Source organism: Xanthomonas sp. NCPPB 3200 (assembly GCF_056393585.1).
This window is the reverse complement of the sequence record NZ_CM150785.1, coordinates 2,799,122-2,824,881: the sequence shown is the minus strand read 5'-3', so window position 1 is coordinate 2,824,881 and position 25,760 is coordinate 2,799,122. Positions and strand designations below refer to the sequence as shown.

19 protein-coding genes are annotated in these 25,760 nt (G+C 66.4%); 9 read left to right on the top strand and 10 right to left on the bottom strand.

Annotated elements, in window-relative coordinates; genetic code table 11:
* Positions 1 to 10: 10 nt before the first annotated feature.
* Together AC06DU_RS12375 and AC06DU_RS12370 are read right to left on the bottom strand one after the other, a co-directional pair.
* Positions 11 to 799, bottom strand: a complete 789-nt coding sequence (locus tag AC06DU_RS12375; protein ID WP_478202542.1) for an SDR family NAD(P)-dependent oxidoreductase — start codon at positions 797 to 799, stop codon at positions 11 to 13.
* A 48-nt stretch (positions 800 to 847) separates the two neighbouring features.
* Complete coding sequence (locus tag AC06DU_RS12370) at positions 848 to 1,930, bottom strand: alkene reductase (RefSeq protein ID WP_104576086.1); 1,083 nt, start codon at positions 1,928 to 1,930, stop codon at positions 848 to 850.
* A gap of 131 nt (positions 1,931 to 2,061) precedes the next feature.
* Here AC06DU_RS12370 and AC06DU_RS12365 point away from each other — a divergent pair, with 131 nt between their 5' ends.
* The 4 genes from AC06DU_RS12365 (at position 2,062) to AC06DU_RS12350 (ending at position 4,576) form a co-directional block, all read left to right on the top strand.
* Positions 2,062 to 2,637 (top strand): TetR/AcrR family transcriptional regulator, encoded by a 576-nt coding sequence (locus AC06DU_RS12365; RefSeq protein WP_104568316.1) that lies wholly within the window; start codon positions 2,062 to 2,064, stop codon positions 2,635 to 2,637.
* A 140-nt stretch (positions 2,638 to 2,777) separates the two neighbouring features.
* Complete coding sequence (locus AC06DU_RS12360; protein WP_478202541.1) at positions 2,778 to 3,632, top strand: oxidoreductase; 855 nt, start codon at positions 2,778 to 2,780, stop codon at positions 3,630 to 3,632.
* A 180-nt stretch (positions 3,633 to 3,812) separates the two neighbouring features.
* Positions 3,813 to 4,157, top strand: a complete 345-nt coding sequence (locus AC06DU_RS12355; protein WP_228910878.1) for an alcohol dehydrogenase catalytic domain-containing protein — start codon at positions 3,813 to 3,815, stop codon at positions 4,155 to 4,157.
* The gene (locus AC06DU_RS12350; RefSeq protein WP_478202540.1) at positions 4,154 to 4,576 is read left to right on the top strand and encodes a hypothetical protein; all 423 of its coding nucleotides are present in this window, start codon (positions 4,154 to 4,156) and stop codon (positions 4,574 to 4,576) included. Before AC06DU_RS12355 ends, AC06DU_RS12350 begins: the two co-directional genes overlap by 4 nt.
* Before the next feature lie 193 nt (positions 4,577 to 4,769).
* Here the strand turns inward: AC06DU_RS12350 and AC06DU_RS12345 are convergent, their stop codons facing one another.
* The 6 genes from AC06DU_RS12345 to aptA all read right to left on the bottom strand — a co-directional run bounded on the left by AC06DU_RS12345 (position 4,770) and on the right by aptA (position 15,881).
* A complete protein-coding gene (locus AC06DU_RS12345; RefSeq protein WP_478202539.1) occupies positions 4,770 to 6,206 on the bottom strand; it encodes a DHA2 family efflux MFS transporter permease subunit in 1,437 nt (478 codons plus the stop codon).
* A 319-nt stretch (positions 6,207 to 6,525) separates the two neighbouring features.
* Positions 6,526 to 7,518 carry an HD-GYP domain-containing protein gene (locus AC06DU_RS12340; protein ID WP_478202538.1) on the bottom strand — a complete coding sequence of 331 codons (993 nt, stop codon included), beginning with the start codon at positions 7,516 to 7,518 and terminating at the stop codon, positions 6,526 to 6,528.
* A gap of 31 nt (positions 7,519 to 7,549) precedes the next feature.
* Positions 7,550 to 11,644 (bottom strand): CHASE domain-containing hybrid sensor histidine kinase/response regulator, encoded by a 4,095-nt coding sequence (locus tag AC06DU_RS12335; protein ID WP_478202537.1) that lies wholly within the window; start codon positions 11,642 to 11,644, stop codon positions 7,550 to 7,552.
* A 152-nt stretch (positions 11,645 to 11,796) separates the two neighbouring features.
* Positions 11,797 to 13,101: a DUF445 domain-containing protein gene (locus tag AC06DU_RS12330; RefSeq protein ID WP_024940197.1), complete on the bottom strand. Its 1,305-nt coding sequence runs from the start codon at positions 13,099 to 13,101 to the stop codon at positions 11,797 to 11,799.
* A 458-nt stretch (positions 13,102 to 13,559) separates the two neighbouring features.
* Positions 13,560 to 14,417, bottom strand: coding sequence for a plasmid replication/partition related protein (locus AC06DU_RS12325; protein WP_478202536.1), 858 nt, complete (start codon positions 14,415 to 14,417; stop codon positions 13,560 to 13,562).
* A gap of 111 nt (positions 14,418 to 14,528) precedes the next feature.
* The gene (aptA, locus tag AC06DU_RS12320; protein WP_478202535.1) at positions 14,529 to 15,881 is read right to left on the bottom strand and encodes an omega-aminotransferase AptA; all 1,353 of its coding nucleotides are present in this window, start codon (positions 15,879 to 15,881) and stop codon (positions 14,529 to 14,531) included.
* A 411-nt stretch (positions 15,882 to 16,292) separates the two neighbouring features.
* On the opposite strand from aptA, the gene AC06DU_RS12315 reads away from it, so the two are divergent.
* The 5 genes from AC06DU_RS12315 to AC06DU_RS12295 all read left to right on the top strand — a co-directional run bounded on the left by AC06DU_RS12315 (position 16,293) and on the right by AC06DU_RS12295 (position 23,712).
* Complete coding sequence (locus tag AC06DU_RS12315) at positions 16,293 to 17,972, top strand: OFA family MFS transporter (protein WP_478202534.1); 1,680 nt, start codon at positions 16,293 to 16,295, stop codon at positions 17,970 to 17,972.
* Between the two features lie 6 nt (positions 17,973 to 17,978).
* A complete protein-coding gene (gene fdhD, locus AC06DU_RS12310) occupies positions 17,979 to 18,824 on the top strand; it encodes a formate dehydrogenase accessory sulfurtransferase FdhD (RefSeq protein ID WP_065031622.1) in 846 nt (281 codons plus the stop codon).
* Positions 18,821 to 21,169 carry an FdhF/YdeP family oxidoreductase gene (locus AC06DU_RS12305; RefSeq protein WP_434982339.1) on the top strand — a complete coding sequence of 783 codons (2,349 nt, stop codon included), beginning with the start codon at positions 18,821 to 18,823 and terminating at the stop codon, positions 21,167 to 21,169. Before fdhD ends, AC06DU_RS12305 begins: the two co-directional genes overlap by 4 nt.
* Positions 21,159 to 21,437, top strand: coding sequence for a hypothetical protein (locus tag AC06DU_RS12300; protein WP_228959583.1), 279 nt, complete (start codon positions 21,159 to 21,161; stop codon positions 21,435 to 21,437). The genes AC06DU_RS12305 and AC06DU_RS12300 overlap by 11 nt, the downstream gene beginning before the upstream one ends.
* Before the next feature lie 982 nt (positions 21,438 to 22,419).
* On the top strand, positions 22,420 to 23,712 hold the full coding sequence (locus AC06DU_RS12295) for an MFS transporter (protein WP_478202533.1): 1,293 nt from the start codon (positions 22,420 to 22,422) through the stop codon (positions 23,710 to 23,712).
* A gap of 59 nt (positions 23,713 to 23,771) precedes the next feature.
* Here AC06DU_RS12295 and AC06DU_RS12290 read toward each other — a convergent pair whose 3' ends face one another.
* Both AC06DU_RS12290 and AC06DU_RS12285 read right to left on the bottom strand, forming a co-directional pair.
* On the bottom strand, positions 23,772 to 24,233 hold the full coding sequence (locus tag AC06DU_RS12290; protein ID WP_039526813.1) for a bacteriohemerythrin: 462 nt from the start codon (positions 24,231 to 24,233) through the stop codon (positions 23,772 to 23,774).
* Between the two features lie 183 nt (positions 24,234 to 24,416).
* Positions 24,417 to 25,715: a diguanylate cyclase gene (locus AC06DU_RS12285; RefSeq protein WP_024940515.1), complete on the bottom strand. Its 1,299-nt coding sequence runs from the start codon at positions 25,713 to 25,715 to the stop codon at positions 24,417 to 24,419.
* Positions 25,716 to 25,760 lie beyond the last annotated feature (45 nt).

Genomic DNA, 25,760 nt, shown 5'->3' with positions numbered 1-25,760 from the left:
GCCGGGCCGGTCAGGCCGCCGGCTGATAGCGCTCGGCTGCGGTGGCCTGGCGGATGTCAGACAGCAGCCCCTGGCGCGCGCCATCCAGTGCGTCCCAACGTGCGGCCACGTGCAGCGGCGGGATGGTGACCAGTTCGCGGCGATCAAAACCAACCAGCGCGGCATCGACCAGTTCGCCCACGTCCATCAGATCGCTGAGCGTGTTGACGTCGATACCGGCACGCCCCCAGATCTCGGTGCGCGTACCGGCCGGCAGCACGGCTTGCACATAGACGCCCTTGGGGCCCAGCTCCAGGTGCAGCCCCTGCGACAGGAACAGCACGAAGGCCTTGGTGGCGCCGTAGACGCTCATGCCGAATTCGGGAGCGAAGCCCACCACCGAGCCGAGGTTGACGATCGCGCCGCTGCCGGACTGCGCAAAGCGCGGCGCAACCGCGGCAGATAGGCGCGTCAACGCGGTGACATTGAGCGCCAGCAGGCGGTCGATTGCCTCGGCGTTCTGCTGCAGGATGCCGCCGGACTGCGCCATGCCTGCGTTGTTGATCAGGATGCCGATCTGCGCGTCGTCGCGCAGGCGGGCTTCCACTGCGGTCAGGTCGGCGGGCTGGGTCAGGTCGGCCTGCAGCACGTCGACGCTGACGCCATGCGCAGCGTGCAGACGCGCCGCCAGCGCATCCAGGCGGGCCTTGTCGCGTGCGACCAGCACCAGATGGTGGCCACGTTGCGCAAAGCGCTCGGCGTAGACGGCGCCGATACCGGTGGAGGCGCCAGTGATGAGGACAGCGGGAAGTGTGGACATGCAGGATTCCTTGATGACAGTGGATGAAAGACGCCAGGCGAGACAGCCTCAGCCGGCGAGGGACGGGTAGTCGATATAACCTTCGGCGCCACCGCCGTAGAGCGTGGCCGGATTCAACGGCGCCAGCGCTGCGCCGGTGTGCAGACGTTCGACAAGATCGGGGTTGCTGATGAACGGGCGGCCGAAGGCCACCAGGTCGACGTTGCCTGCGCGCAACTGGGCGTTGGCCAGTTCCAGGTCGTAGCCGTTGTTGGCCAGATAGGTACGGGTGAACTTGCTGCGCAGCGCGGCATAGTCGAACGGGGCCGCGTCACGCGGGCCGCCGGTCGCACCTTCGACCACGTGCAGGTAGACGATGCCCAGCGCATCGAGCTGCTCGGCGATGTAGTCGTAGTGCGGCTGCGGATCGCTGCCGGAAATGCCGCTTGCCGGCGACACCGGCGAGATGCGCACGCCGGTGCGATCGGCGCCGATCTGCTTGCTCACTGCAGCGACCACCTCCAGCAACAGGCGCGCGCGGTTTTCGATCGAGCCGCCGTAGGCATCGGTGCGCTGGTTGGCGCCGTCCTTGATGAACTGCTCCAGCAGGTAGCCGTTGGCGCCATGGATTTCGACGCCATCGAAGCCGGCGGCAATCGCATTGGCCGCTGCCTGGCGGAAGTCGTCGACGATGCCCGGCAGTTCGTGCAGCGCAAGGGCGCGTGGTTCGGAGACATCGGCAAAACCGTTGTTGACGAACACCTTGGTCGCCGCGCGGATCGCTGACGGCGCAACCGGTGCGGCGCCGCCCGGCTGCAGGTCGACATGCGACACCCGGCCCACATGCCACAGCTGCACGAAGATGCGCCCACCCTTGGCATGCACGGCGTCGGTGACCGCACGCCAGCCGGCGATCTGCTCGGGCGTGTACAGGCCGGGGGTGTCCTGATAGCCCTGGGCCTGCGGCGAGACCTGGGTGGCCTCGGTGATCAGCAGGCCGGCCGAGGCGCGCTGGGCGTAGTAGGTGGCCGCCAGTGCGCTCGGCACCAGGCCGGCGCCCGCACGGTTGCGGGTCAGCGGGGCCATCACGATGCGGTTGGCCAGCGTCAGCGCGCCCAGTGCATAGGGTTCGAACAGCGAAGGGTGGGTCATTGGCGGTGCTCGGAATCAGTGGTTGACAAAGATTACGATCAAAATCTAAAGTGTCAACACTTTGATGACGAATGACATCAAAGTAAGCTGTCGCTCTCCCCAGTCCCGCACCAGCACGGAGTGTCCCAACGATGAAAGTGACCAAGGCACAGGCGCAGGCAAACCGGGCGCGCGTCGTCGAGACCGCCTCGGTGCTGTTTCGCGAGCGTGGTTACGAAGGGATCGGCATCGCCGATCTGATGGCCGCTGCAGGGTTTACCCACGGCGGCTTCTACAAGCAGTTCCGCTCCAAGGCGGATCTGATGGCCGAATCGGCGGCCTGCGGCCTGGCCAACATCGCCGCGCAGACCGAGCACGTGGACAAGGCGGATTTCGTGAACTTCTATCTGTCGCGCGGACATCGCGACAGCCTTGCCACCGGCTGCACGATGGCTGCGCTGGGCGCCGATGCCGCGCGCCAGCCGGAGGAAGTGCGCGAGGCGTTCGCCACCGGGGTCGAAAACCTGTTGGCCTCGCTCGACCGCAGCGGCGCTGCGCCCGGCACCGCCGAGGCAGCAGCGGAGCGCGCCAGCAACCTGGACATGATGGCGCACGCCATCGGCGCCATCGTGCTGTCGCGGTCGTGCCCGAACGATTCGCCGCTGGCCGACGAAATCATCGCGGTGTGTCGCGACCAGATCCTGTCGTCGTTGCAGGCATCCAACTAACCGACAGGCGTGCATCCGCCACACACGTGGTCGAGCTTTCACCGGTAGGACTGCGTTTTTAGCCAAGCCATCGCTTCCCAGTCGCGGCGTGATCGTCAATCGACTGCCGCCCTGTCACTCACTGCACTCAAGGAATTCCAATGACAAGCAAACCCCCTGTTGCGCTGGTGACCGGCGCCTCCTCCGGCATCGGCGAAGCAACTGCCAACGCGCTGGCTGCCGCCGGCTATACGGTGTACGGCACCAGCCGTCGCGGCGCGCAGTCCGGGCAGCGCGCCTTCACGCTGCTGGCGCTGGATGTGACCAGCGACGGATCGGTGGGCGCCGCGATCCAGGAGCTGCTGCGACGGGAAGGGCGCATCGACCTGCTGGTCAATAACGCCGGTTTCGGTGTGTCTCCCGCCGCTGCGGAGGAAAGCTCGATCGAGCAGGCCAAGGCCATCCTCGACACCAACTTCCTCGGTGTCGTGCGCATGACGCGCGCAGTGGTGCCGCACATGCGCCGCCAGAGCAGTGGCCGCATCATCAACATCGGCTCGATCATCGGGCTGGTGCCCACGCCGTATGCGGCGCTGTACGCGGCCAGCAAGCACGCGGTGGAGGGTTACTCCGAAGCGGTGGACCACGAGCTGCGCAGCTACGGAATCCGGGTCACGGTCATCGAGCCGGCCTATACCAGGACCCAGTTCGAGGCGAACACTCTCACCCCGGATGCGCCGCTGGAAAACTACCGTCAGGTGCGTACCCAGGTCGGCCAAGTGGTGGCGCAGGCAATGGCAAGCGCAGACGAGCCCTCTGTCGTGGCCGACGTGGTGGTGAAGGCGGCGCGCGCGCAGCAGCCCAAGGTGCGCTACACCGCGGGCAAGATCGCCGGACAGCTGCAGTTCCTGCGGCGGTTTGCGCCGGCGGGTGTGTTCCAGGCGTTGATTCGCAAGAACCTGCAGCTCGATGCGAAGACGCCGTCCGAGACGACGACGCCATCCCACGCCGGATAAGCCCGGCCGACAAACCACTGCAAGTGCCGGCCCTGGCGGTGAGCGCAACAGGTTTCAGCTGCGCCACGCCGGGTTGCACCGCTGCACAAACGAGCCGCAGCGACTGCAGTGTGCATGCCGTTACCGATGCTTCGGTGGTGACGCGGTCGCTCGCGGTCTTGACCCCAACAGGAGAAGGCAATGACCTTCGATGCAGTGCTTGCCGCTCAGACCAGCGAGCCGGTGGTTACCAGGCTGGTCCGGTTCAACGAAGACGCGTTGATGCCGGGCGAGGTGAGGGTTGCTGTCGAGTATTCGACCGGCAACGACCACCACGCGATGATGGTGAGCGGAGGTGGCCCGACCATTCGCCATCTTCCGCTGATTGCTGGCGTCGATCTTGCCGGTGTGGTCGAAGCGTCCCGCGATGCCGGCAGTGCGGTTGCAGACCGGGTGCTGACCAGCGGCCGGGGATTGCATCAGCCCCACTTTAGCGGCAACGCGCGGAAGGTGCAGGGGCGCACGGTCGTGGAGGTGAACGCATGAGCGCGCTGACTGCATCGCGCGCATTTCGCTACCTGGCCACGCTGTCGGCGTTGTCGTTCTTCGCGTTGGGCGCTGCCTGGCTGCTGGCGCCTGCGGCCATGCTGGCCAATTGGGGCGTGGCCTTCGACAGCGACGCGCTGGGCGTGCTCGGCCGACGCGCCGCACCGCTGTATGCGGCCATCGGCGTCATGCTGCTGCTGGTGCGAACGGCGCCACCGTCGCCAGGGCGCCGTGCGGTGGTTGCGGGCTTTGTCACCGCGTGCCTGTTGTTGGCAGTGCTGGGCGTGGCGGAGTGGGTGGCCGGGCATGTCAACGCCGGCATCTTCGCGGCAGTCGCGATCGAGATCGGCTTTCCGCTGGCGTTCCTGCTGGTGACGCGTGCCGAGGCCGCGTCGCTGCAAAACGACAAGGCGCGATGATGGCAGGCATGACGGCACCTGTGGGGTGCTGTCATGCGAGTTGGCGGACATGACACGCTGCAAGACTGGCCAACCAAGCGGTGCGAGCAGTTGGCAATTGATGTGGGTGTCGCATGGAAACCGCAGTTGCCGGGGCGGTGCACGCCGATTCCAGTCACGGCTATGTAGCTGCGCCGGCTACGCAGCCGTGCTGTCAGCCGCTCGAAGCCCGGTGCCCGCTCATTTCCTGCCCGGCATCCTTGTCGAAACGCACATGCCACCAGGTGGCGCTGAGCGAAATCAGGCTGACCACGCAGAACGCCAGCGAAAAATCGCGTTGCGCAGGCTGGGTGTGATCGCCGGCCAGCATCGCCAGCTTGAGGATCATTGCGCCGGCGCATACGCCGACCGAAAGCATCAGTTGCTGCAAGGTGGTGTACAGGCTGCTGGCGCGGCTCATGCGCGATGCGGGCACGTTTTCATAGGCGATGGTGTTGTAGGCGGCGAACTGGAACGACATGAAGGCGCCGCAGCACAGCAGCAGGCCGAACATCAGCGCCGGCGGCCAGTCGGGCCGGAACAACGCGCAGACCATGTAGCCCAGGCTGGCGAGCACACCGTTGCCGATCAGGCTGTTGCGATAGCCGAAGCGGCGCAGCAACTGCGGGGTGATGCTGCGCATCAGCAGTGCACCGAGCGCGGTGGCCAGGATCAGGCGCCCGCTGTGTGCAGCACTCATGCCGAAGCCGATCTGGAACAGCAGCGGCAGCAGGAATGGATGCGCGCCCTGGGTGATGCGCATCAGCGCACCGCCGATCACCGACAAGCGGAACGAATCGATCCGCAGCAGGCTCAGCTCCAGCAGCGGAGCGGGGTGGTGGCGTGCATGCCACAGATACCCCAGCGCAGCGCTGCCGCCGATGGCCAGCAGCCAGCTCGCGGTACCGATGCCGTCCTGCTGGCTGACCATTTCCAGGCCGAACAACAGGCAGCCCAACGCGGTGCCGCACAGCACAAAACCGCGCAGGTCGAAACGTGCCGGCGCCGATTCGGTGGGAATTTCCGGGATGAAACGGCGCACCAGCAAAAAGCCGGCAATGCCGATCGGCACGTTGATGTAGAAGATCCAGCGCCAGTCCAGATACGAGACGAAAAATCCGCCCAGCGGCGGGCCCAGCATCGGGCCGATGAAGGCCGGCACCAGCGTCCAGGCCATGGCCGACACCAGGTGACGGCGCTCCACCGTGCGCAGCAGGATCAGCCGGCCGAGCGGGGCCATCATCGCGCCGCCGGCGCCTTGCAGTACGCGCGCGGCGACCATGGTGGGCAGGCTGTCAGCCAGCGAACACAGGATCGAGCCGCCGACGAACACCCAGATCGATGCGCCGAACACGCGGCGCAGGCCGAATCGGTCGGCAATCGCGCCGCTGGCCGGGATCAGCACCGCCAGCGCCAGCAGGTAGCTGGTCATGGCGATGCTCATCGCCGGCGCGGCAACGCCGAAATCGCGCGCCAGGGTCGGCAGCGCGGTCGCCAGCACGGTGGCGTCCATCTGCTCCATGAAGATGGCGCAGGCCAGGATCAGCGAGATGATGCGGTAATCGGGATAACGCGGCGGCGTGACGCCGGCCTCGGACACGCTGGAGGACATCGGACTCTCGGTTGCGGGGCCGCATCGGTGGCGCGCAGATGGCGATCGGACCGGCCCGCGTCGCACGGTGTTGTGCGGCGCAACATGGCTATTGTCCGCCCGTGCGAAGCCGTGTTCAAGCACGCGCCAGGCAACACTGCGTACGCATCACAGGGCCGATAACACCACCAGCCCACCTGAGAGAGCCGTACGCCCCGAAAGACGGGCGCGAATGCCTTGTGCCAACCTCGCCCGATCGGCCCACAAACTGCTCAGCCCGTCCAGCCCTCGCGCTCCCCGCTCCCCGATTCCCCAATCCCGATTCCCCAATCCCCGCTCTTCAGGTCCCCGGCGCCGCGCTATCCCAGGCATCCATGATCTGCAGGACCTGCGGCAACGCCTCGCGAAATTGCTGCACCAGGCGCGGTTCCAGCTGCTTGCCTGCCATGCTGTCGAGCTTGCGCATCGCATCGTCCACCGTCCACGGCGCCTTGTAGGCGCGCCGCCCGCACAGCGCGTCGAATACGTCGGCCACCGCCACGATGCGCGCCGATTCGGGAATGGCCTCGCCGGCCAGGCCGTTGGGATAGCCGCTGCCGTCCCAGCATTCGTGGTGATGCAGCGCGATTTCCGCAGCCAGCTGAAACACCGGCCCGCGCCCGTGCCGCAGCAGGTCGTGGCCGACCTGCGGGTGCTGGCGCACCACGGTGCGTTCGTGTTCGTCCAATGCACCGGGCTTGTGCAGGATGTTGCCGGGCACCGCGATCTTGCCGGCGTCGTGCAGGGGCGCGGCATCCTGCAGCAGCTGCGCCCGTTGCGCCGGCCAGCCGACCTGCTCGGCCAGCACCTGCGCATAGGCGGCCATGCGCCAGATATGCGCGCCGGTGTCGGCATCCTGACCTTGCCCGGCGGTACCGAGCAGATGGATCGCATCGCGATAGTGCTGCGCCAGGCGCGCGCTTTCGGCCAGCTGCAACTGGGTGGCGATGCGTGCCTTGAGCAGGGCGGGCGAGTAGGGCTTGCTGACGTAATCGGCCGCGCCCGCTTCCAGTCCGGTACGTTCGTCGTGCTCGCTGCTGCGCGAGGTCACGAACAGGATCGGGATGGCCGTGCTGGCGGGCTGCTGCTTGAGCGTGCGCGCCACCGCATAGCCGTCCATGTCGGGCAGCTCGACATCCAGCAGGATCAACGCCGGCGTGTGGCGGAGCACCGCCTCCAGCGCTTCGCCGCCGGACTTGGCGAACACCAGCGGAAAATCGTTGCGCAGCAGCTGGCGCAGGGTGGCCAGGTTGCTGGATTCATCGTCGACACACAGCAGGGGACGATGCGGCATGGAGGCTCCTTGCCACCGGCGTGGTGAGCGGTCAGCGCAGGTGAGTGGCTTGCCAGTCGCGCAAGGTGGCCTCGGCGCGACGGAAGTCGAAATCTTCCACCGCACGCTGCAGTGCTTCCTGCAGGTTGCGCGGCAGATGCGGCGCGCAGATCAGCAGCGCGTGGTCGATCCTGTCGGCATCGTCGCTGCCCAGGGCCGCTTCCAGGATCTGCACGCTGTCCGCGTCCAGCGCGGCATGGTCATCGCCTGCTTCCGCGTCGCTGTCGCCGTGTTGCAGGAACGCATGGATCGCCGCGGCGGTACGCTGCATGGTGTCCTTGAGTGCGAGCAGTGCCGAGGTGATGTCGTGGCCCTGCTCGATGCGGGTTTCCAGGTCGCTGGCGGCACCGGCCAGGGCCGGCAATGCCAGCGACCCGGCCGCGCCGCGCAGCTTGTGCGCCAGCGCACCGATCGCCGGCAGCTCGTTGCAGCGCAGATGCTCGGCTGCGGCCTCGGCCGGGTCGGGGTTGTCGCGCAGCAGTTTGAGCAGATAGCGCTCGTACGGTTCGCGCTCGCGCCACAGGCTGCGTGCACGCGCCGCATCCAGCACCTCCGGGTCGGCGTGTTCCCACTCGGGGCCGCGCTGCACAGCGGCCTCGTGCGGCAGCGACGGGATGCGCCGTACACCCGGCTGCAGGAAGTGGCGGATGGCGGTGACCAGTTCCTCCACATTGAACGGCTTGGCGATGAAACCGTTCATGCCCGCTTCCAGCGCTTTCTCCTGTTGCGGGCGAAAGGCGCCGGCAGTCAGTGCGATCACCGGCAGGCTGGCCAGCGCGGGGATCTGCCGCAGCCGCCGCGTGGCTTCATAGCCATCGACCACCGGCATCTGCACGTCCATCAACACCAGCTGGAACAGCTCCGGCGCACGCCGCAGCGTGTTGATGGCCTGTTCGCCGTCGTGGGCGACCGTGACCATGGCGCCTTCGCCTTCGAGAATGCGCTGCGCCACTTCGCAGTTGATTTCGCTGTCGTCCACCAGCAGCAGATGCGCGCCTTCCAGCCGACGCGCCACGAAGGTGGGCGCCACCGGCCGCGCGCCGGGGCGTTCGTGGACCAGTTGCTCCACCAGCCGGTGCAGCGCCGCGCTGGTCACCGGCTTGGTCATCACCGCATCCAGGTCCTGTTGCTCGGGATGCTGCTCCAGCAGCCGGCGCTCGTAGGCGGTGACCATGACGATCACCGGATGCGGGCCGGGCACGGCGCGTGCGCGGATCTGCCGCGCGATCGCCACGCCGTCGATATCGGGCATGCGCCAGTCGAGCAGGAAGATGTCGTAGGGCTCGCTGGCCTGCTCGATCGCCTGTAGGGCGGCCTGGCCGCTGGCGACCGCATCCACGCGCCAGCCGAGTTCGCTGGCGATGCGCACCAGGTTGTTGAGCGCCGCATCGTGGTCGTCGGCGATCAACACCCGCGGCATCGCTTCCGGCGGCAGCGCCGGCAGGTCGCGCTGCGCCAGCGGCGGGGCGGATTTTTCCAGCGTCACCACGAAGTAGAACTCGCTGCCGCGGCCGGGCACGCTTTCCACTTCCAGCTCGCCGCCCATCAATTCGATCAGGCGCCGGCTGATGGTCAGGCCCAGGCCGCTGCCGCCGTAGCGCCGGCTGGTGGAGGTGTCGGCCTGCAGGAACGGCGAGAAGATCAGGCTCTGCTTTTCCTTGGAAATGCCGATGCCGGTGTCGCGCACCGAGAACAGCAGCTTGAGCTTGTTCGGATCGCCGCTGGGGAAGCGCCGCACCGACAGCACCACTTCGCCCTGCTCGGTGAACTTGATCGCGTTGCCGACCAGGTTGACCAGCACCTGGTTGATGCGCAGCGCATCGCCGAGCAACCAGCGGCAGTCGCGCGGCAGTGGCTCGACGATCATCTCCACCGGTTTGGTGCTGAGCGAGGAACGCATCAGGTCGGCGATGTTGTCGAACAGTTGATTGAGGTCGAACGGTGCGCGTTCCAGATCGATGCGCCCGGCCTCGATCTTGGAGAAGTCCAGGATGTCGTTGATGATCTCCAGCAGCGAGCGCGCGGAGCGGTCGATCTTGGTCACCATGTCCTGCGCCGCACCGGGCAGTTCGCTGCGCTGGAGCAGGTACAGCATGCCCAGGATCGCGTTCATCGGGGTTCGGATCTCGTGGCTCATGTTGGCCAGGAAATCGGACTTGGACTGGTTGGCGCTCTTGGCCGCATCCATCGCCAGGCGCAGTTGTTTCTCGTGCAGTTTCTGCTCGGTCAGGTCCACCGCCATGCCCAGGTAACCGATCACCTGGTCGTTATCGTCGCGCAGGGTGCTCAGGGTCAGCAGCACCGGCAGGCGGCGGCCTTCGTGGCTGACGTAGGTCCATTCGCTGGTGTCGCTGCGGCCCAGGCTGGTCAGCGCGGCGATTGCCTCCAGCGTATGCGCCACCGGCGCGCCGGTCTGCTCGGAGAGCAGGTGCGCGCGCTGCTGCAGTTCTTCCTGCTCGATGAACTGGCCGGCCTTGCGGCGGCCGATCACCTCGTCGGCGTTGTAGCCCAGCAGTTTTTCCGCGGCGCGATTGAACAGCGTGACAAAGCCGCCGGAGTCGGTGGCGATGATGGCAAAGCCGGCGTGTGCCAGGATCGCCCGGTGCAGCGCGGAGAACTTCATCAATTCGCTGGTGCGTTCGGCGACCTGGTGTTCGAGCGATGCATTCAGGTCGACGATGCGCTGATGCGAACGCACCCGCTCGGAGATGTCGCGGAAGAAATGCGAGTGCCCGCTCAGGGTGGCATCGCGTTCGATGATCGGGGCCTTGCTGGCCAGCACATGGACCAGATGCCCATCGCGATGGCGCATGCTCAGCGCCGCCGAGGTATCGACCGAATGGTGCTCGTCGGCGTGCTCGATGTCGGGGATCGCATATGGCTGCGGCGACAGCAGCATCGTCAGGTTCTGGCCGATCGCCTCGTCCGCGCTGTAGCCGAACATCGCTTCGGCAGCGGGATTCCAGTGGGTGATGTGTCCGTCCGGAGTTTCGGCAACGATGGCCTCGCTGGAATGGCTGACCAGTGCCGCCAGCTCCATCTGTTTGCGCAGCACTTCCTCGCGCCGCAGGCCGTTGCTGAAATACAGCACCAGCAATGCCGCCAGCAGCACCGACACGCCCAGCACCAGGCCGCCGGTCAGCCATGGCGAGGTCTGGTTGAGCGAGGCCAGGAAGCTGGCGGTGGGGTGGGCGGTGATGATCCAGGTGCGGCCATAGATCTGCAGCTGCTGGATCACCGGCGGGCGACGCGCGCTGTCGCTGGACGGCGTGCCGCTGCGGAAGAAGTTGTGGGTCGGCTCGTTGCGGTCGGACAGATCCAGCGCCACGTCGTCACGCTCGCCCAGGGTGCTTTCCACCATCTGTTCGACGCTGAAGGGCGCGTAGACCCAGCCGCTGGTCGCGGCCATGCGCTGTTGCGGCGTCTGCAGCGGCATGCCCTCGCGATAGACCGCCAGCAGCACCAGGAATCCGCTCTCGCTGGGAATGCGATAACCGGATAGCGAGATCGGCGAGGTCATGATCGGCACGCCGCTGCGTGCGGCCTGCAGTGCCGCCGCGCGTCGACGCGGATCGGAGGCGATGTCCAGACCGATCGGACGGTTGCCCGAGGACTCCGGTTCGAAATACAGCACGATGTAACGCTCGCCGTCCCAGGGCGCCAACGGCCGGCGCTTGATGTCCGGTGCACCGTCCGCGCGCGCGGCCTGCAGGAAGGCCTCTTCGTCGGCGGGCGCAACGCGATGGATGTAGCCGTAACCCAGTACGCCGGGGAACTCGCGCGTGTAATCGCGCGAGCGGCTGTACAAGGTGAAGCGGTCGCGACTGATGACATCCTTGCCGGCGCCGATCAAGGCACCGCGTGCGCCGCGCAACCCGTGTTCGAAGGTATACATGCGCTCGCTGATGTTGCGTGTCAGCGTGCGCACGACGTAGTTGAAACGCTGCTCGCGCTCGAGCTCGTTATGTCGCTGTAGCGACAGGCCGGCGAGAATGGCGGCAATCAGACCTGTGGCGAGAATCAGCAGGGCACCGATCGATGCGCGGCGCCCGTATTTTCTGCGCAGATCCCAGCGGCCATTCGGCATTTCTGTTCCTTTGCCTTGCCTGTTGCGTGCCCGGTGTGCTGGCCGACGGCGAGGTCGGTCTCGTGGTGGCGCCTGACGATCATCAGAACCCGTGCAAACTCCCCGGCGTCCGCACGTGCTTCCGGTGGGCGACCAACGTCATTGCCAATGCATCAGAACGCCAGCCAGATCGATAATGCGTGAAGGGCAAGCCCGATCAGTCCGCCCACCAACGTTCCATTGAACCGAATGTATTGCAGATCGCGTCCGACACCCAATTCCAATTGTTCGACGAGGTGACGTTCGTCCCAACTTTTCATCGTCGACGCGATATGGTCGGTCACCGATGCGCGCAGACGCGTGGTGAGTTTGTCGGCGGCCTGCAACATGTGCTGGTTGAGCGCTTCGCGCAGCGAGGGATCCTGCGACAGGGCCTGGCCGAGCGATTGCATGGAGCGCTCCATGTGCGCGGCCATCGACGATTCTTCACGCGCCAGGTCGTTGCGCAGTGCATCGCGGATCTCGCCCCACAGGCCTTGCACGTAGTCCTGCAAGGCCGGATGTTCGATCACGCGTTGCTTGAGCTCCTCCACGCGCTCGGCCATTGCCGGCTCGTCGCGCAGGCGCGCGATGTAGCGTTGCAGCCACGCTTCGTAGTCGAGCCTGATCGGGTGCTCGGGGGTCTTCAGGATGTCCTGCAACTCCTCGATCGCCGCCCGCGCCATGCGGTCGGCCAAGCTGTCGCCGATCTCCTCGATCGGCTTGACCCAGTTCACCGTGCCGACCAGCTTGGGCCACTCGCGCCGCGCGTAGCGCACGATCAAGGCCGAGGCGCGCGTCTTGACCTGCTCCTGATCCAGCCACTCGCCCAGGCGCAGCAGCACCTCGTCCAGCAATTTCTGATGCCGGCCGTCGGTGGTGAGCAGTGCCATCACATCGCCGACGGTGGCGGCGGCATTCCATTTGCGCAGACGGTCGACCACGAAGCGCTGGATCGCGCGGCGCACCGCGGCCTCGTCCAGCAGTTCCAGCGCCTGCAGCATCCAGCTGCGCGCCATCTGCGCGAGCATGCGCGCCTGTTCGGGTTTGGCCAGCCATTCGCCGAGGCGGCTGGCCGGGTCGAACACGCGCAGTTTGTCCATCAACGCCTCGGGGGCGAGGAACTGGTCGCGCACGAACACCGCCAGGCCGTCGGCCAGACGGTCCTTGCCGCGCGGCAGGATGGCGGTGTGCGGAATCGGCAGGCCCATCGGGCGGCGGAACAAGGCCACTACCGCGAACCAGTCGGCCAGTGCGCCGACCGTGGCCGCTTCGCAGAAGGCCGAGACCCAGGCCCAGACGCCTTGTTCGCCCATCAGGTGGCTGACGACGAAGCCGGCGAACATGGCCAGCAGCAGGGCCACCGCCAACAGCTTCATGCGCTGCAGCTGGGCACGACGGGGATCGACGGGGCGGGGAGTGCTAACGCTTGGTTCCATCTGCGCAGTGTACCCAGTCGCCGGAGCACGGCATGTCCACAGCCGGGCGTGACGGTGCGGTAGGAGCGCGCCTGAGCGCGACGGCGTTACCGGGAACGCCATGTCGCGCCCGGGTGCGCTCCTACGGGTAATTGCAGCGATCGCGGTAGTAGCCGATCGGTCCTGTAGGAGCGCGCCTGAGCGCGATGGGGTTACCGGGAATGCCATGTCGCGCCCGGGTGCGCTCCTACGGGTGTTTGCGGCGATCGCGGTAGTAGCCGATCGGTTTGTAGGAGCGCGCCTGAGCGCGATGGGATTACCGGGAAGGCCATGTCGCGCCCGGGTGCGCTCCTAAGGGTGTTTGCGGCGATCGCGGTAGTAGCCGATCGGTTTGTAGGAGCGCGCCTGAGCGCGATGGGGTTACTGGGAACGCCATGTCGCGCCCGGGTGCGCTCCTACGGCGATGCACCGTCCGGCACTTAGCCGCGCAGGCGCTCCAGCTGTGATTGCAGCGCGGTCACCTTGGCCTGCAGCGCGGCGTTTTCGTTTTCCAGTTCGGTGACACGGCGTTGCAGGGCTTTCATGTCGCGGCGTTCGGCTTCGCCGCCTTCGGCCTCGTCGGGCTTGGGTTTGCGCTTGGCGTCGCGTACGCGCTTGGCGGCCTGTTTGAGTTCGGCCTTGCCGGCCTGCGCGGCGGCGCGCTGTTCGTCCTCGGACAAGGTGGCCACGGCAGCGGCGGCGCTGATCGAAATCTCGCCGGCCTTGACCGCCTGCACCACTTCCGGGGCGGCCTGCTTGTGGATGCGCTCGATCATCACCACCTGGTTGTTGCTCAGGCGGGCCTCGCGCGCCAGCTCGGCGCGGCTGACCGGGGTGGAGGTCTCTTCCCACGGCGGGCTGTCGTTGTCCGTGGCCGCCGGCGTGGCGTCGTGGTCGATGCCGGTGGCCGACTGCTCAATGTCGGCAACCGCCGGCGCTTCGGCAGCGGCGTCGGCGTTGCGTTGGCTGCGCTGGCGCGCGGCCAGGATCTCGCGCTTGCGCAGTGCCAGCACGCCGCGCTGGAAGTCCGATACGCTGCGCCGGCCCAGGTGCTGCTCGATCATCCACAGCTGCACGTCCTGCATCGACTGGAAGCGCGGGTTCTGCACGGTCTGGAACGGCAGGTCGTGCTTCTGGCAGATGCCGTAGCGGTTGTGGCCATCCACCAGCACGTCGCCCCACAGCACCAGCGCATCGCGGCAGCCCTCGGCCAGCAGGCTGCGTTCCAGCGCCTCGTGCTCGTCGGGCGTCAGCGGGTCGATGTAGGCCTTGAGTTCTTCTTTGACAACGATGTTCATGCGGCAACTGCGGGGAAGTGCGGGGCCGGCATTGTAGTGAGCCTGCCCCGGCTTTGCGCGCTTGACCGCGCCGCGTGCCGGCGTTACGCGCGGGCGCCTGTGCCCTGGTCGTCAGGCAGTGCTGAGCAGGATATTCCCCAGCGTTTCGACCATCTGCCCGATCTGCTCGGGGGTGACGATCAGCGGTGGTGACAGCGCGATGACATCGCCGGTGACGCGCACCAGCAGGCCGCCGTCGTGGAAGCAGCGTTCGAACACCTCGTAGCCGCGTGCGCCGGGCGCGCCGTCGCGTGGCGCCAGCTCGATCGCGCCAATCAGGCCGATGTTGCGGATGTCGATGACGTGCGGCAGCCCGCGCAGGCTGTGCAGTGCGTCTTCCCATTGCGGGCCCAGCGTGATCGCGCGGTCGAACAGGTGTTCTTCGGCGTAGGTGTCCAGCGCGGCGATGGCCGCGGCGCAGGCCAGCGGATGGCCGGAATAGGTGTAGCCGTGGAAGAGCTCGATCGCGTTCTGCGGCCCCTGCATGAAGGCCGCGTGGATCGCATCGGCCACCAGGACCGCGCCCATCGGCACGCTGCCGCTGGTCAGCCCCTTGGCGGCGGTGATCAGGTCCGGCGTGACGCCGAAGCGTTGCGCCGCGAACGCCTCGCCGACCCGGCCGAAGCCGGTGATGACCTCGTCGAACACCAGCACGATGCCGTGGCGGTCGCAGATGGCGCGCAGCCGCTGCAGATAGCCTTCCGGCGGCAGGATCACCCCGGCCGAGCCGGACACCGGCTCGACGAAGACCGCCGCAATGGTGGAGGCATCGTGCAGGGTGATCAGGCGTTCCAGATCGTCGGCCAGTTCGGCGCCGTGCGCCGGCAGCCCGCGCGCGTAGGCATTGCGTTGCAGATCCAGCGTATGCCGCAGATGGTCGGTGCCGGCCAGCAGGGGGCCGAACCATTTGCGGTTGTTGGGCAGCCCGCCGATCGACATGCCGCCGAAGCCGACCCCGTGATAGGCCTTCTCGCGCCCGATGAAGCGGGTGCGCTGGCCCTCGCCGCGCAGGCGGTGGTAGGCCAGCACGATCTTCATCGCGCTATCGACCGCCTCCGAGCCGGAGTTGGTGAAGAACACATGGCCCAGGCCGGGCGGTGCGATCGCGGCCAGCCGCTGCGCCAGCACGAACGGCAGCGGTGAACCCATCTGGAAGGTCGGCGCGAAATCCAGCGTGCCGGCCTGCTCACGGATCGCCGCCACGATGCGCTCGCGGGCGTGGCCGGCATTGCAGCACCACAGCCCGGCGGTGCCGTCCAGGATCTGGCGGCCGTCGATATCGCGGTAGTACATGCCGGCAGCGGAGGCCAGCAGGCGCGGGCGCGCCTTGAACTGGCGGTTGGCGGTGAACGGCATCCAGAACGCGTCCAGGTGCGCCGGTGCCTGCAGCGCGTGCGCGCCATCGCGCAGAGGGTGGTCGTGCATGGCGGACTCCGTCGCTGGGAAGCGTCCGACTGTACGGCCACCGCGCGTCGGCCGTCACCCCGGCCGAGCGCGACGGCGAGCACGATTTGCGGACCCGCATGCGCCGATCCGCATGGACTAGTCAATTAGTCGCAGCGTCGGCCGCTAAGCTGTGGGAACGCCTTGTGGCGCAGGCCATGACGGGTTTTTGACTGGCTGCGGGGCGTGCCGAAGCATTGCAAAGATTCAACGATCGCCGATGATGCGCCAGACGAGTGCCAGTTGGGCCTGGTAGTCGCCGCTGCCCTTATCGCAACACGTCAATCGATCGCAGCCATCAATCGTTTTCGGAACCACTGACACCGCCTGCATGCAGCCATCCTGTCGGGCGCTCCGGACACACTTTCATCGCACTTTTTTAGGGGAACGGGAATGACACAAGGGTCCACCGTGGCGAGCGCCAACGGCGCAGACGCCGGCCTGCTGTCCAAGGAGCGCATTGTTGCGCGTCCGGGCTTCAATCGTTGGTTGGTACCACCGGCGGCATTGGCGATCCACCTGTGTATCGGCATGGCCTATGGCTTCAGCGTGTTCTGGTTGCCGCTGTCCAAGGCGCTGGGCATCACCGAGGCGATCGCGTGCCCGGTCGACATGGGCCTGTTCGCGCGCATGGTCGCCACCACCTGCGACTGGAAGATCAGCGAGCTGCAGTGGATGTACACGCTGTTCTTCGTGCTGCTGGGCTGCTCGGCGGCGATCTGGGGCGGCTGGCTGGAACGTGCCGGCCCGCGCAAGGCCGGTGTGGTCTCGGCGCTGTGCTGGTGCGGTGGCCTGGTGATTTCGGCGGCCGGCATCCACTTCCATCAGATCTGGATGCTGTGGCTGGGCTCGGGCGTGATCGGCGGCATTGGTCTGGGCCTGGGTTATATCTCGCCGGTGTCGACGCTGATCAAGTGGTTCCCGGACCGCCGCGGCATGGCGACCGGCATGGCGATCATGGGCTTCGGTGGAGGCGCGATGATCGGCAGCCCGCTGGCCGATGCGCTGATGCGTCACTTCGCCACGCCGACCTCGGTGGGCGTACTGGAAACCTTCCTGGTGATGGCGGCGCTGTACTTCGTCTTCATGATGGCCGGCGCGTTCGGCTACCGCGTGCCGCCGAGCGGCTGGACCCCCGCCGGCTGGACCGCGCCGGTGGCCAGCAACAACGCCATGATCACCGCCAACCACGTGCACGTGAGCAAGGTCTGGGGCATCCCGCAGTTCTGGCTGCTGTGGGGCGTGCTGTGCCTGAACGTGTCGGCCGGCATCGGCGTGATTGGCATGTCCTCGCCGATGCTGCAGGAAGTGTTCGGCGGCCGGTTGATCGGGGTGGATGTCGGCTTCGGCAGCCTGGATACGGCGCAGCTGGCCAGCATCGCGGCCATCGCAGCCGGCTTCACCGGCCTGCTCAGCCTGTTCAACATCGGCGGCCGCTTCTTCTGGGCCAGCATGTCCGACAAGCTCGGCCGCAAGAACACCTATACGCTGTTCTTCGTGCTGGGCATCTGCCTGTACGCGGCTGCGCCGTCGGCCGGCGGCGTGGGCGGCATCGCGCTGTTCGCGGGCATCTTCTGCATCATCCTGTCGATGTACGGCGGCGGCTTTGCCACCATCCCGGCATATTTGGCCGACCTGTTCGGCACCCAGATGGTGGGCGCCATCCACGGCCGCCTGCTGACCGCCTGGGCCACCGCCGGCATCCTCGGTCCGGTGGTGGTCGGCTACATGCGCGAGTACCAGCTGGCCCACGGCAGCCCGCCGTCACAGGTCTACAACACCACCATGTACATCCTCGCCGGCATGTTGGTGCTCGGTCTGATCTGCAACCTGTTGGTGCGCCCGGTGGCCGCGCGTCATTTCATGACGCCCGAAGAACTGGCGCGCGAGAAGCAGCTGGCGCATGAGAAGGTGGACCGCAGCGGCAAGGCGGTGCTGCCGCCGGAGCAGATGGCGCGCATCGGGCATGGCGGCAACCCCGCCCTGGTCGCGCTGGCCTGGCTGGCGGTGGGCGTGCCGATGTCCTGGGGCATTTGGGTCACGCTGCAGAAAGCCTTCGTGCTGTTTCATTGAGATGAGATGACACTTTCGTCTTCCCGTTCCGTGCGCGCCGGCAGTGTGGTGCGCACGGTTGTCCGCCACCGTGGCGGCCGCAACGCCACGGTGCAGGACATGGTGGCGGCCGAAATGCCGGTCGCCTTCCACTACAACGGCGTGCCGTTCGCGGTGATGATGGCCACGCCGGAAGACCTGGAGGATTTTGCATTCGGGTTCTCGCTGAGCGAAGGCATCGTCGACCAGCCGCAGGATCTGCGGGTGGTGGCGGTGGAGACGTTTCTGGAAGGCGCCTCGCTGCAGATCGAGATCCCGCCCGAACGTGCCGCTGCGCTGGACCGGCGACGGCGCAATCTGGATGGCCGCAGCGGTTGCGGGGTGTGCGGCAACGAATCGATCGAGGCGGTGCTGCGTGTGCCGCCGCTGCTGCAATCGGCGTTGCAGATCGATGCGCAGGCCTTGGCGCGTGCGCTGGAAGCGCTGCACGCGCAGCAGCCGATCGCCGCACAGACCGGCGCGGTGCATGCCGCCGGTTGGGCCGATGTGCACGGTGTGGTGCGCTACGTGCGCGAAGACGTCGGCCGGCATAACGCGCTCGACAAGTTGGTCGGTGCGCTGGCGCGGGAGCGCGTCGATGCATCGCAAGGATTTGCGGTGGTCACCAGCCGCGCCAGTTACGAAATGGCCATGAAAGCCGCGCAGGCCCGGATCCCGCTGCTCGCAGCGATTTCGGCGCCGACCGCGCTGGCGATCAGCCTGGCCGACAGTGCGGGACTGACCCTGATCGGGTTTGCCCGCGATCACGATTGTGTCGTTTACAGCCATCCGCAGCGCCTGAATCTGGGCGTTGGCGTGGGAGAGCCCGCATGAGCAAGAAGACCATCCAGCAATACGACAATCCCGCCGGCGGCTGGGGCGCATTGCGCTCGGTTGCCAAGCACCTAATGGAACAGGACATCGCGGTGCAGGGCGCCAAGACGCTGCTGCACGCCAACCAGCCGGACGGTTTCGACTGCCCCGGCTGCGCCTGGCCCGACCGCGATCACACCTCCACCTTCGAGTTCTGCGAGAACGGCGCCAAGGCCGTTGCGGCCGAGTCCACGGCGCGCCGCGCCGGGCCGGAGCTGTTCGCCTCGCACAGCGTCAGCCTGCTGTCGCAGTACAGCGACTACTGGCTGGAAGGGCAGGGCCGGCTGACCCAGCCGATGCGTTACGACGCGGCCACCGACCACTACGTGCCGGTGAGCTGGGACGAGGCCTTCGCGCAGATCGCCGGGCACCTCAACGGGCTGGCATCGCCGGACGAGGCGATCTTCTACACCTCCGGGCGCACCAGCAACGAAGCGGCCTTCCTGTATCAGTTGTTCGTGCGCGAATTCGGCACCAACAATTTCCCCGACTGCTCCAACATGTGCCACGAGCCGTCCGGCACCGCGCTGCGTTCGCAGATCGGCGTGGGCAAGGGCACGGTGTCGCTGCACGATTTCGAACTGGCCGATGCGATCTTCATCTTCGGCCAGAACCCGGGCACCAATCACCCGCGCATGCTTGGCGAGTTGCGTCAGGCCTCCAAGCGCGGCGCGGCGATTGCGGCATTCAATCCGCTGCGCGAGCGCGGGCTGGAGAAGTTCGCCGACCCGCAGGACAAGCTGGAGATGCTGCACAACGGCTCCACCCGCATCGCCTCGGATTATTTCCAGCTCAAGATCGGCGGCGATCTGGCCGCGGTCAAGGGCATCATCAAGCACGTGCTCGAGCGCGACGCACAGGCCCAGCGCGAGGGCACGCCACGGCTGCTGGATCTGGAATTCATCGACGCCCACACCGCCAACTTCGACGCTTTCGCTGCCGAGGTGCACGGCGAATCTTGGGACACCATTGTCGAAGAGTCCGGGCTGGACGAAGCGGCGCTGCGCAAGGCCGGCGAACTCTATCTCAATGCCGAGCGCGTGATCGCCTGCTGGGGCATGGGCATCACCCAGCACAAGCATTCGGTGGCCACCATCCACATGATCACCAACCTGCTGTTGCTGCGCGGCCATCTGGGCCGGCCGGGCGCGGGCGTGTGCCCGGTGCGCGGACACAGCAACGTGCAGGGCGACCGCACGATGATGATCTACGAAAAACCGCCGGCCGCGTTTCTGGACAAGTTGCAGACGCTGTTCGGGTTCGCGCCGCCGCGCGAAGACGGTTTCGACACCGTCGGTGCGATCGAGGCGATGCTGGACGGGCGCGGCAAGGTGTTCTTCGCGATGGGCGGCAATTTTGCCGCCGCCACGCCGGATACCGACGCCACGCATCGCGCGCTGCGCAATTGCGAATTGACCGTGCATGTCACCACCAAGCTCAATCGCAGCCACTTGGTGCATGGGCGCGATGCGCTGATCCTGCCATGCCTGGGCCGTACTGAAATCGACATCCAGGACGCTGGCTCGCAAGGCGTGACGGTGGAAGATTCGATGAGCATGGTGCACCTGTCGGCCGGCATCAATCCGCCGGCCTCGCCGGAGCTGTTGTCCGAGCCGGCGATCGTGGCGCGGCTGGCCGAGGCGACGCTGGGTACGCGCAGCGCGATCCGCTGGCGGTGGCTGGTGGGCGACTACGACCGCATTCGCGACCTGATTGCCCAGGTGTTCCCCGATTTTGCCGACTTCAACCAGCGCGTGCGGGTGCCGGGCGGCTTCCGCCTGTCCAACACCGCGCGCGATCGCCAGTGGGTGACGCCCGAGAAGCGCGCGGTGTTCAAGCCGCACGCGGTGCCGACCGACAACCCGATTCATCGCGCACGCCGCAGCCACACCGAGCAGATGGTGTTTACGCTGGCCACCACGCGCTCGCACGATCAATACAACACCACCATCTACGGGCTGGACGATCGCTACCGCGGCGTGTTCGGCGAGCGTCGCGTGCTCTTCATCAATGGCGCGGACATCGCCGCGTTGAACATGAAGGCCGGTGACTGGGTGGACCTGGAGAGCCTGTGCGAGGACGGCGTGCACCGCGAGGCGCGTCGCTTCCTGTTGGTGGACTACAACATTCCGCGCGGCTGCCTGGCGGCGTATTACCCGGAAACCAACGCGCTGGTGCCGCTGTCCAGCTTCGCCGACGAAGCGCGCACGCCCACTTCCAAGTCGATTCCGGTGATCGTGCTGCCGCACCGCGCCGAAACCGCCGATGCGGCGCCGCGCGACATCGGAGCGGTGCTTGTCCGCTGATCCGCAGCTCACCGCGCTGCTGCTTGCCGTATTGGCCGACACGCCCGAGGGCGTGTCGCTGGCGCGCCTGTGCAAGCAACTGGGCGTGCGCATGAGCGTGCTGCTGCGCACTCTGGCGTGGTTGGGTAACGCCAGTCTGGATGGTCAGCCCGGTCCGGGCTGGATCCAGCTGGAAGACCGCGGCGAGCGCCAGTTCGCAGTGCTGACGGATCTCGGGCTGGCAGCGCATGCGCAACGTGCAATGACGCAAACGCAGCAGGGCGACTGAGCAACTTGCTGGTTCTTCCCGGCTGCTTCACTCGCACCGGAAGCTGGTCTGACGCACCGTGATCCAAAAAACGCAGGCCATGCTTTGCTTGCAACCAAACACACCGACCACCTCGACAGGTCCTTGTCCGCTCACCGTTGCGGGACCTTACGCGGCATGGATGCCGCGTACGAGCCTACAGGGACGTACTTGCGGCGTGTCCCGCGATGGTGGGCGGGCAAGGGCCCTGCAGCAAAGTTGCAGACCCGATGCTCTGCAAGCGATCTATCAGCACTATCCGACCACTCCAAGACCCACCGAGCTCTTCAATGGTGGCGCCGTTATGCAGGCAGTCAAAGGCTTGGGTCAAAAGCCTGGTTGATCGAGCGCGCGGTGTCCTCACCGCTTGCGGGACACGCCGTGAATCCGTCCGTGGAGGCTCCTCGGCGGCATCCATGCCGCCGAGGGTCCCGCAACCGGCAAGGACACCGCACCAGAGAGTTGGTCGGCTGCTTTCCTCAAAGCTTATTTCTCGGCTTGCGGTGGGAAGATGAGACGTTTGTAAGTCGCGTGTTGAAAGCCTGTTGCTCGGGCTGCATCGGGAGCTGATCGGGTGCAACGCGATCCGAACAACGCGCATCAAACACTGCTCTTACCGCGCACACCGACCACCTCGACAGGTCCTTGTCCGCTCACCGTCGCGGGACCTTACGCGGCATGGATGCCGCGTAAGAGCCTACACGGATGTACTTGCGGCGTGTCCTGCGATGGTGGGCGGGCAAGGGCCCTGCAACCAAGCTGCAGATCATCTGCTCTACAAATAATCTATCAACGCTGCCCGGCGACTCCAACGCAACCGAGATTCCGAAAGACATCAGGCTGCCACTGCCCGCAAATGCAAGCAGTCACGGCTGTAACTTTTTGCAAGCAGGTTGGTCTGCGCAAACCGTTGCTGCAATCTGCCAGAATCGGCTGACTTGTCTTGTCTGGATGCCGATCAACGATGACTGCTGCTGCGCCGCTTGCCGCTCCCATCAATTCGCCTGCGCGCGTGCTGTTCGCCAGTCTGATCGGCACCACCATCGAGTTTTTCGATTTCTATATCTACGCCACCGCTGCGGTGCTGGTGTTTCCGACGCTGTTCTTTCCGGCGGGCGATGGCAGTGCGGCGATGCTGCAGTCGCTGGCGACGTTTGCGGTGGCCTTTATCGCACGGCCGGTGGGCTCGGCAGTGTTCGGCCATTTCGGCGACCGGATCGGGCGCAAGGCCACGTTGGTGGCGGCGCTGCTGACGATGGGCCTGTCCACCGTGGCGATCGGCTTGCTGCCCAGCTACGCGCAGATCGGCGTGTTCGCACCTGCGTTGCTGGCGCTGTGCCGCTTTGGCCAGGGTCTGGGTCTGGGCGGCGAGTGGGGCGGGGCCGTGCTGCTTGCCACCGAAAATGCGCCGCCCGGCAAGCGCGTGTGGTACGGCATGTTTCCGCAGCTGGGTGCGCCGCTGGGCTTTCTGCTGTCCACCGGCACCTTTCTCGGCATGGGCGCGTTGCTCGACGATGCGCAGTTCATGCAATGGGGCTGGCGGGTGCCGTTTCTGGCCAGCGCATTGCTGGTGCTGACCGGCCTGTGGGTGCGCCTGAGCATCACCGAGACGCCGGACTTCCAGAAGGCCCTGGACCGCAAGACCCGCGTGCGCCTGCCCTTGGGGACGGTGATCTCGCAGCACTGGCCGGCGCTGATCATCGGCACGCTGGGCGCATTCGCCACCTTCGTGCTGTTCTATCTGATGACGGTGTTCGCGCTGGGCTACGGGACCAAGACCCTGGGCTACGACAAGGAGCAATTCCTGCTGTTGCAGATGGCCGGTATCGTGTTTTTCGCGATCGGCATCCCGCTGTCGGCCAGGTTCGGCGACCGGCATGGCGCGCCGCTGGCGATGATGCTGGCCAGTGTGGCGATCATCGCGTTCGGGTTGGCGTTCGCGCCACTGTTCCAGGCCAATCACCCGTTGCAGGTACTCGCGTTCCTTGCACTGGGCTTCTTCTTCATGGGCCTGACCTACGGCCCCTGCGGCACGCTGCTGGCCGAGCTGTATCCCACCGAGGTGCGCTACACCGGAGCCTCGCTGTCGTTCAATCTGGCCAGCATCCTGGGGGCGGCACCGGCGCCGTACGTGGCCACGCAACTGGCCGCACGCTATGGCGTGCAGGCGGTCGGGCAGTATCTGGGCGCCGCGGCGGTGTTGAGCCTGCTGGCGTTGGTCGTGGCCCGCAGATCGCGTCGCCCGGTTGGCGTTTGAAGGCGTACGCGAGTCGGCGTCATCGTTGAGGTGGATTGCGCCCAGGTGCAGAGTGGTCGCTAGCGGAACAGGCGCTTGAGCGTGCGTCCCAGCCAGTTGCCGTGCTGGTGGCTGCGCGCGAACTGGTCCAGATGTGCGATCACCTGCGGCGCATAGGCCTGATCGTCGCCGCGGATATGGTTGAACAACCAGCGCGAGAGCATGCTGCGGAGTTCGTCGCAGACGTCTTCGCCGGCCTGGAAACGCAGCCGGTACTCGCCGACACGTTTGCCGAAGACCTCGTGCACGCGCTTGTGCGCCAGGCTGAAGGGGTAGCCCGCTTCCTCCATCAGTTCTTCCTCGAAGGCAAAGTGCGACAGCGTGTAGTCGATCAATTCGTCGATCACCTCGGCCACTGCCAGGCGTTGCAGGCTGGCGTGCGCGGCATGCAACTGATTGATCATTTCCACGATGCGCCGGTGTTGGTGATCGATGACCTCGATCCCGGTGTTGAGGTCGTCCTGCCAGACCAGCAAAGCCATCGTTCGCCCTTGTTCCATACGATGAGGGCACGATAGGCGTGCTTGATCGCCAACGCGTTGATCTGGATCAAATCCGGCTACGGCGCGCGGGCGGCGTGCGTGCTGCGGGGCGATTCCGTGTTGCCGGCGATACCGCCGGATCGGGCGCGCCGCCGGCCGTGCGGCGCACGAGGCTGCCCCCGCTCAGCTGGCCAGACGCACCTGGTTGCGGCCGCCGGCCTTGGCCAGGTACAGATACTTGTCCGCCTCGCCCAGCAGATGGTGCAGCGACTGGCCGTCTTCGGTGGCGATGCAGACACCGATGCTCACCGTCATGCTGAGGGTTTCGTCGCCGATCCGCACGCGCAGTGCGCTGATGCGTTCGCGCAGGGTTTCGAAGTAGCTGGTGGCGTTGGCGGCATCCAGCCCCGGTACCAGCAGGCAGAATTCTTCGCCGCCGAAACGCGCCACCAGATCCTGCGGCCGCGCATGACTGGAGACCGACGCGGCCACCGCGCGTAGCGCCTGGTCACCGGCTTCGTGGCCCCAGGTGTCGTTGATGTGCTTGAAGTGGTCGATGTCCAGCATCGCCGCGGTGACCGTCTGCTCCTGCGACAGCAGGGTGGGGATTACCCGCTGGCTTTGTTCCAGGAAATAGCGCCGGTTGGGCAGGCCGGTGAGGAAGTCACGGGTGGCCAGGTCCTGCAGCGTGCCGATCAGTTCCAGCTGGTCCACGTTCTGCGACACGCGGCAGAAGAACTCTTCGCGCGAGAACGGCTTGCGCAGGAAATCGTTGGCACCGTTCTTGAGGAAACGCGGGATCAGCGACGAGTCGTTATTGCCGGAGATGCCGATCACCGCGACCTTGTCGCGCGAACGGATCGCACGCAGCCGGCGGGTGAATTCCACCCCTTCCATGCCGGGCATTTCCTGGTCGACGATGGTCAGGCGGATGCCAGGGTCGCGCTCGATCGCCTGCAGGCCGGCCGCACCGTCGGCCGCCAGCACCACGCGGTAGCCGTACATCGACAGCAACGCGGCCGCATAGGTCCGTGCGGACAGGGAATCGTCCACCACCAGCGCGGCGATGCGGCGATTGCGCTCCAGGCGTTGCACCAGCCAGGCCAGATATTCGATGCTGCCGGGCGCGTTCTTGAGCACGTAGTCGATGATCTGCTGCTGCAGCACGCGCTGGCGCAGATCCTCGTCGTAGACGCCGCTGACCACCACGGTGGGCAGCTTGCGCGAGAGGAAGAATTCCACGACCTTGTCGCGGTCGCCATCCACCAACACCAGGCCGGTCAGGACCAGAAACCAGCCGTCTTCTTCGTCCAATACACGGGCGGCTTCCGCCAGCGTCGATACGACCGTGACCGGCAGCTCCACACGTTGCTCGATGGCCTCGCGCAGCATGCTGGTGAAAGTGCGCGAGTTCTCCACCAGCAACACGCGTTGCGGCAGGACTGCGCTTTCACTATTGCGATGTAGGGTACCTGGGGACATCGGCTGGCCGTGCGGATCGAACCGTCATACCAGCTAACGGCCCTG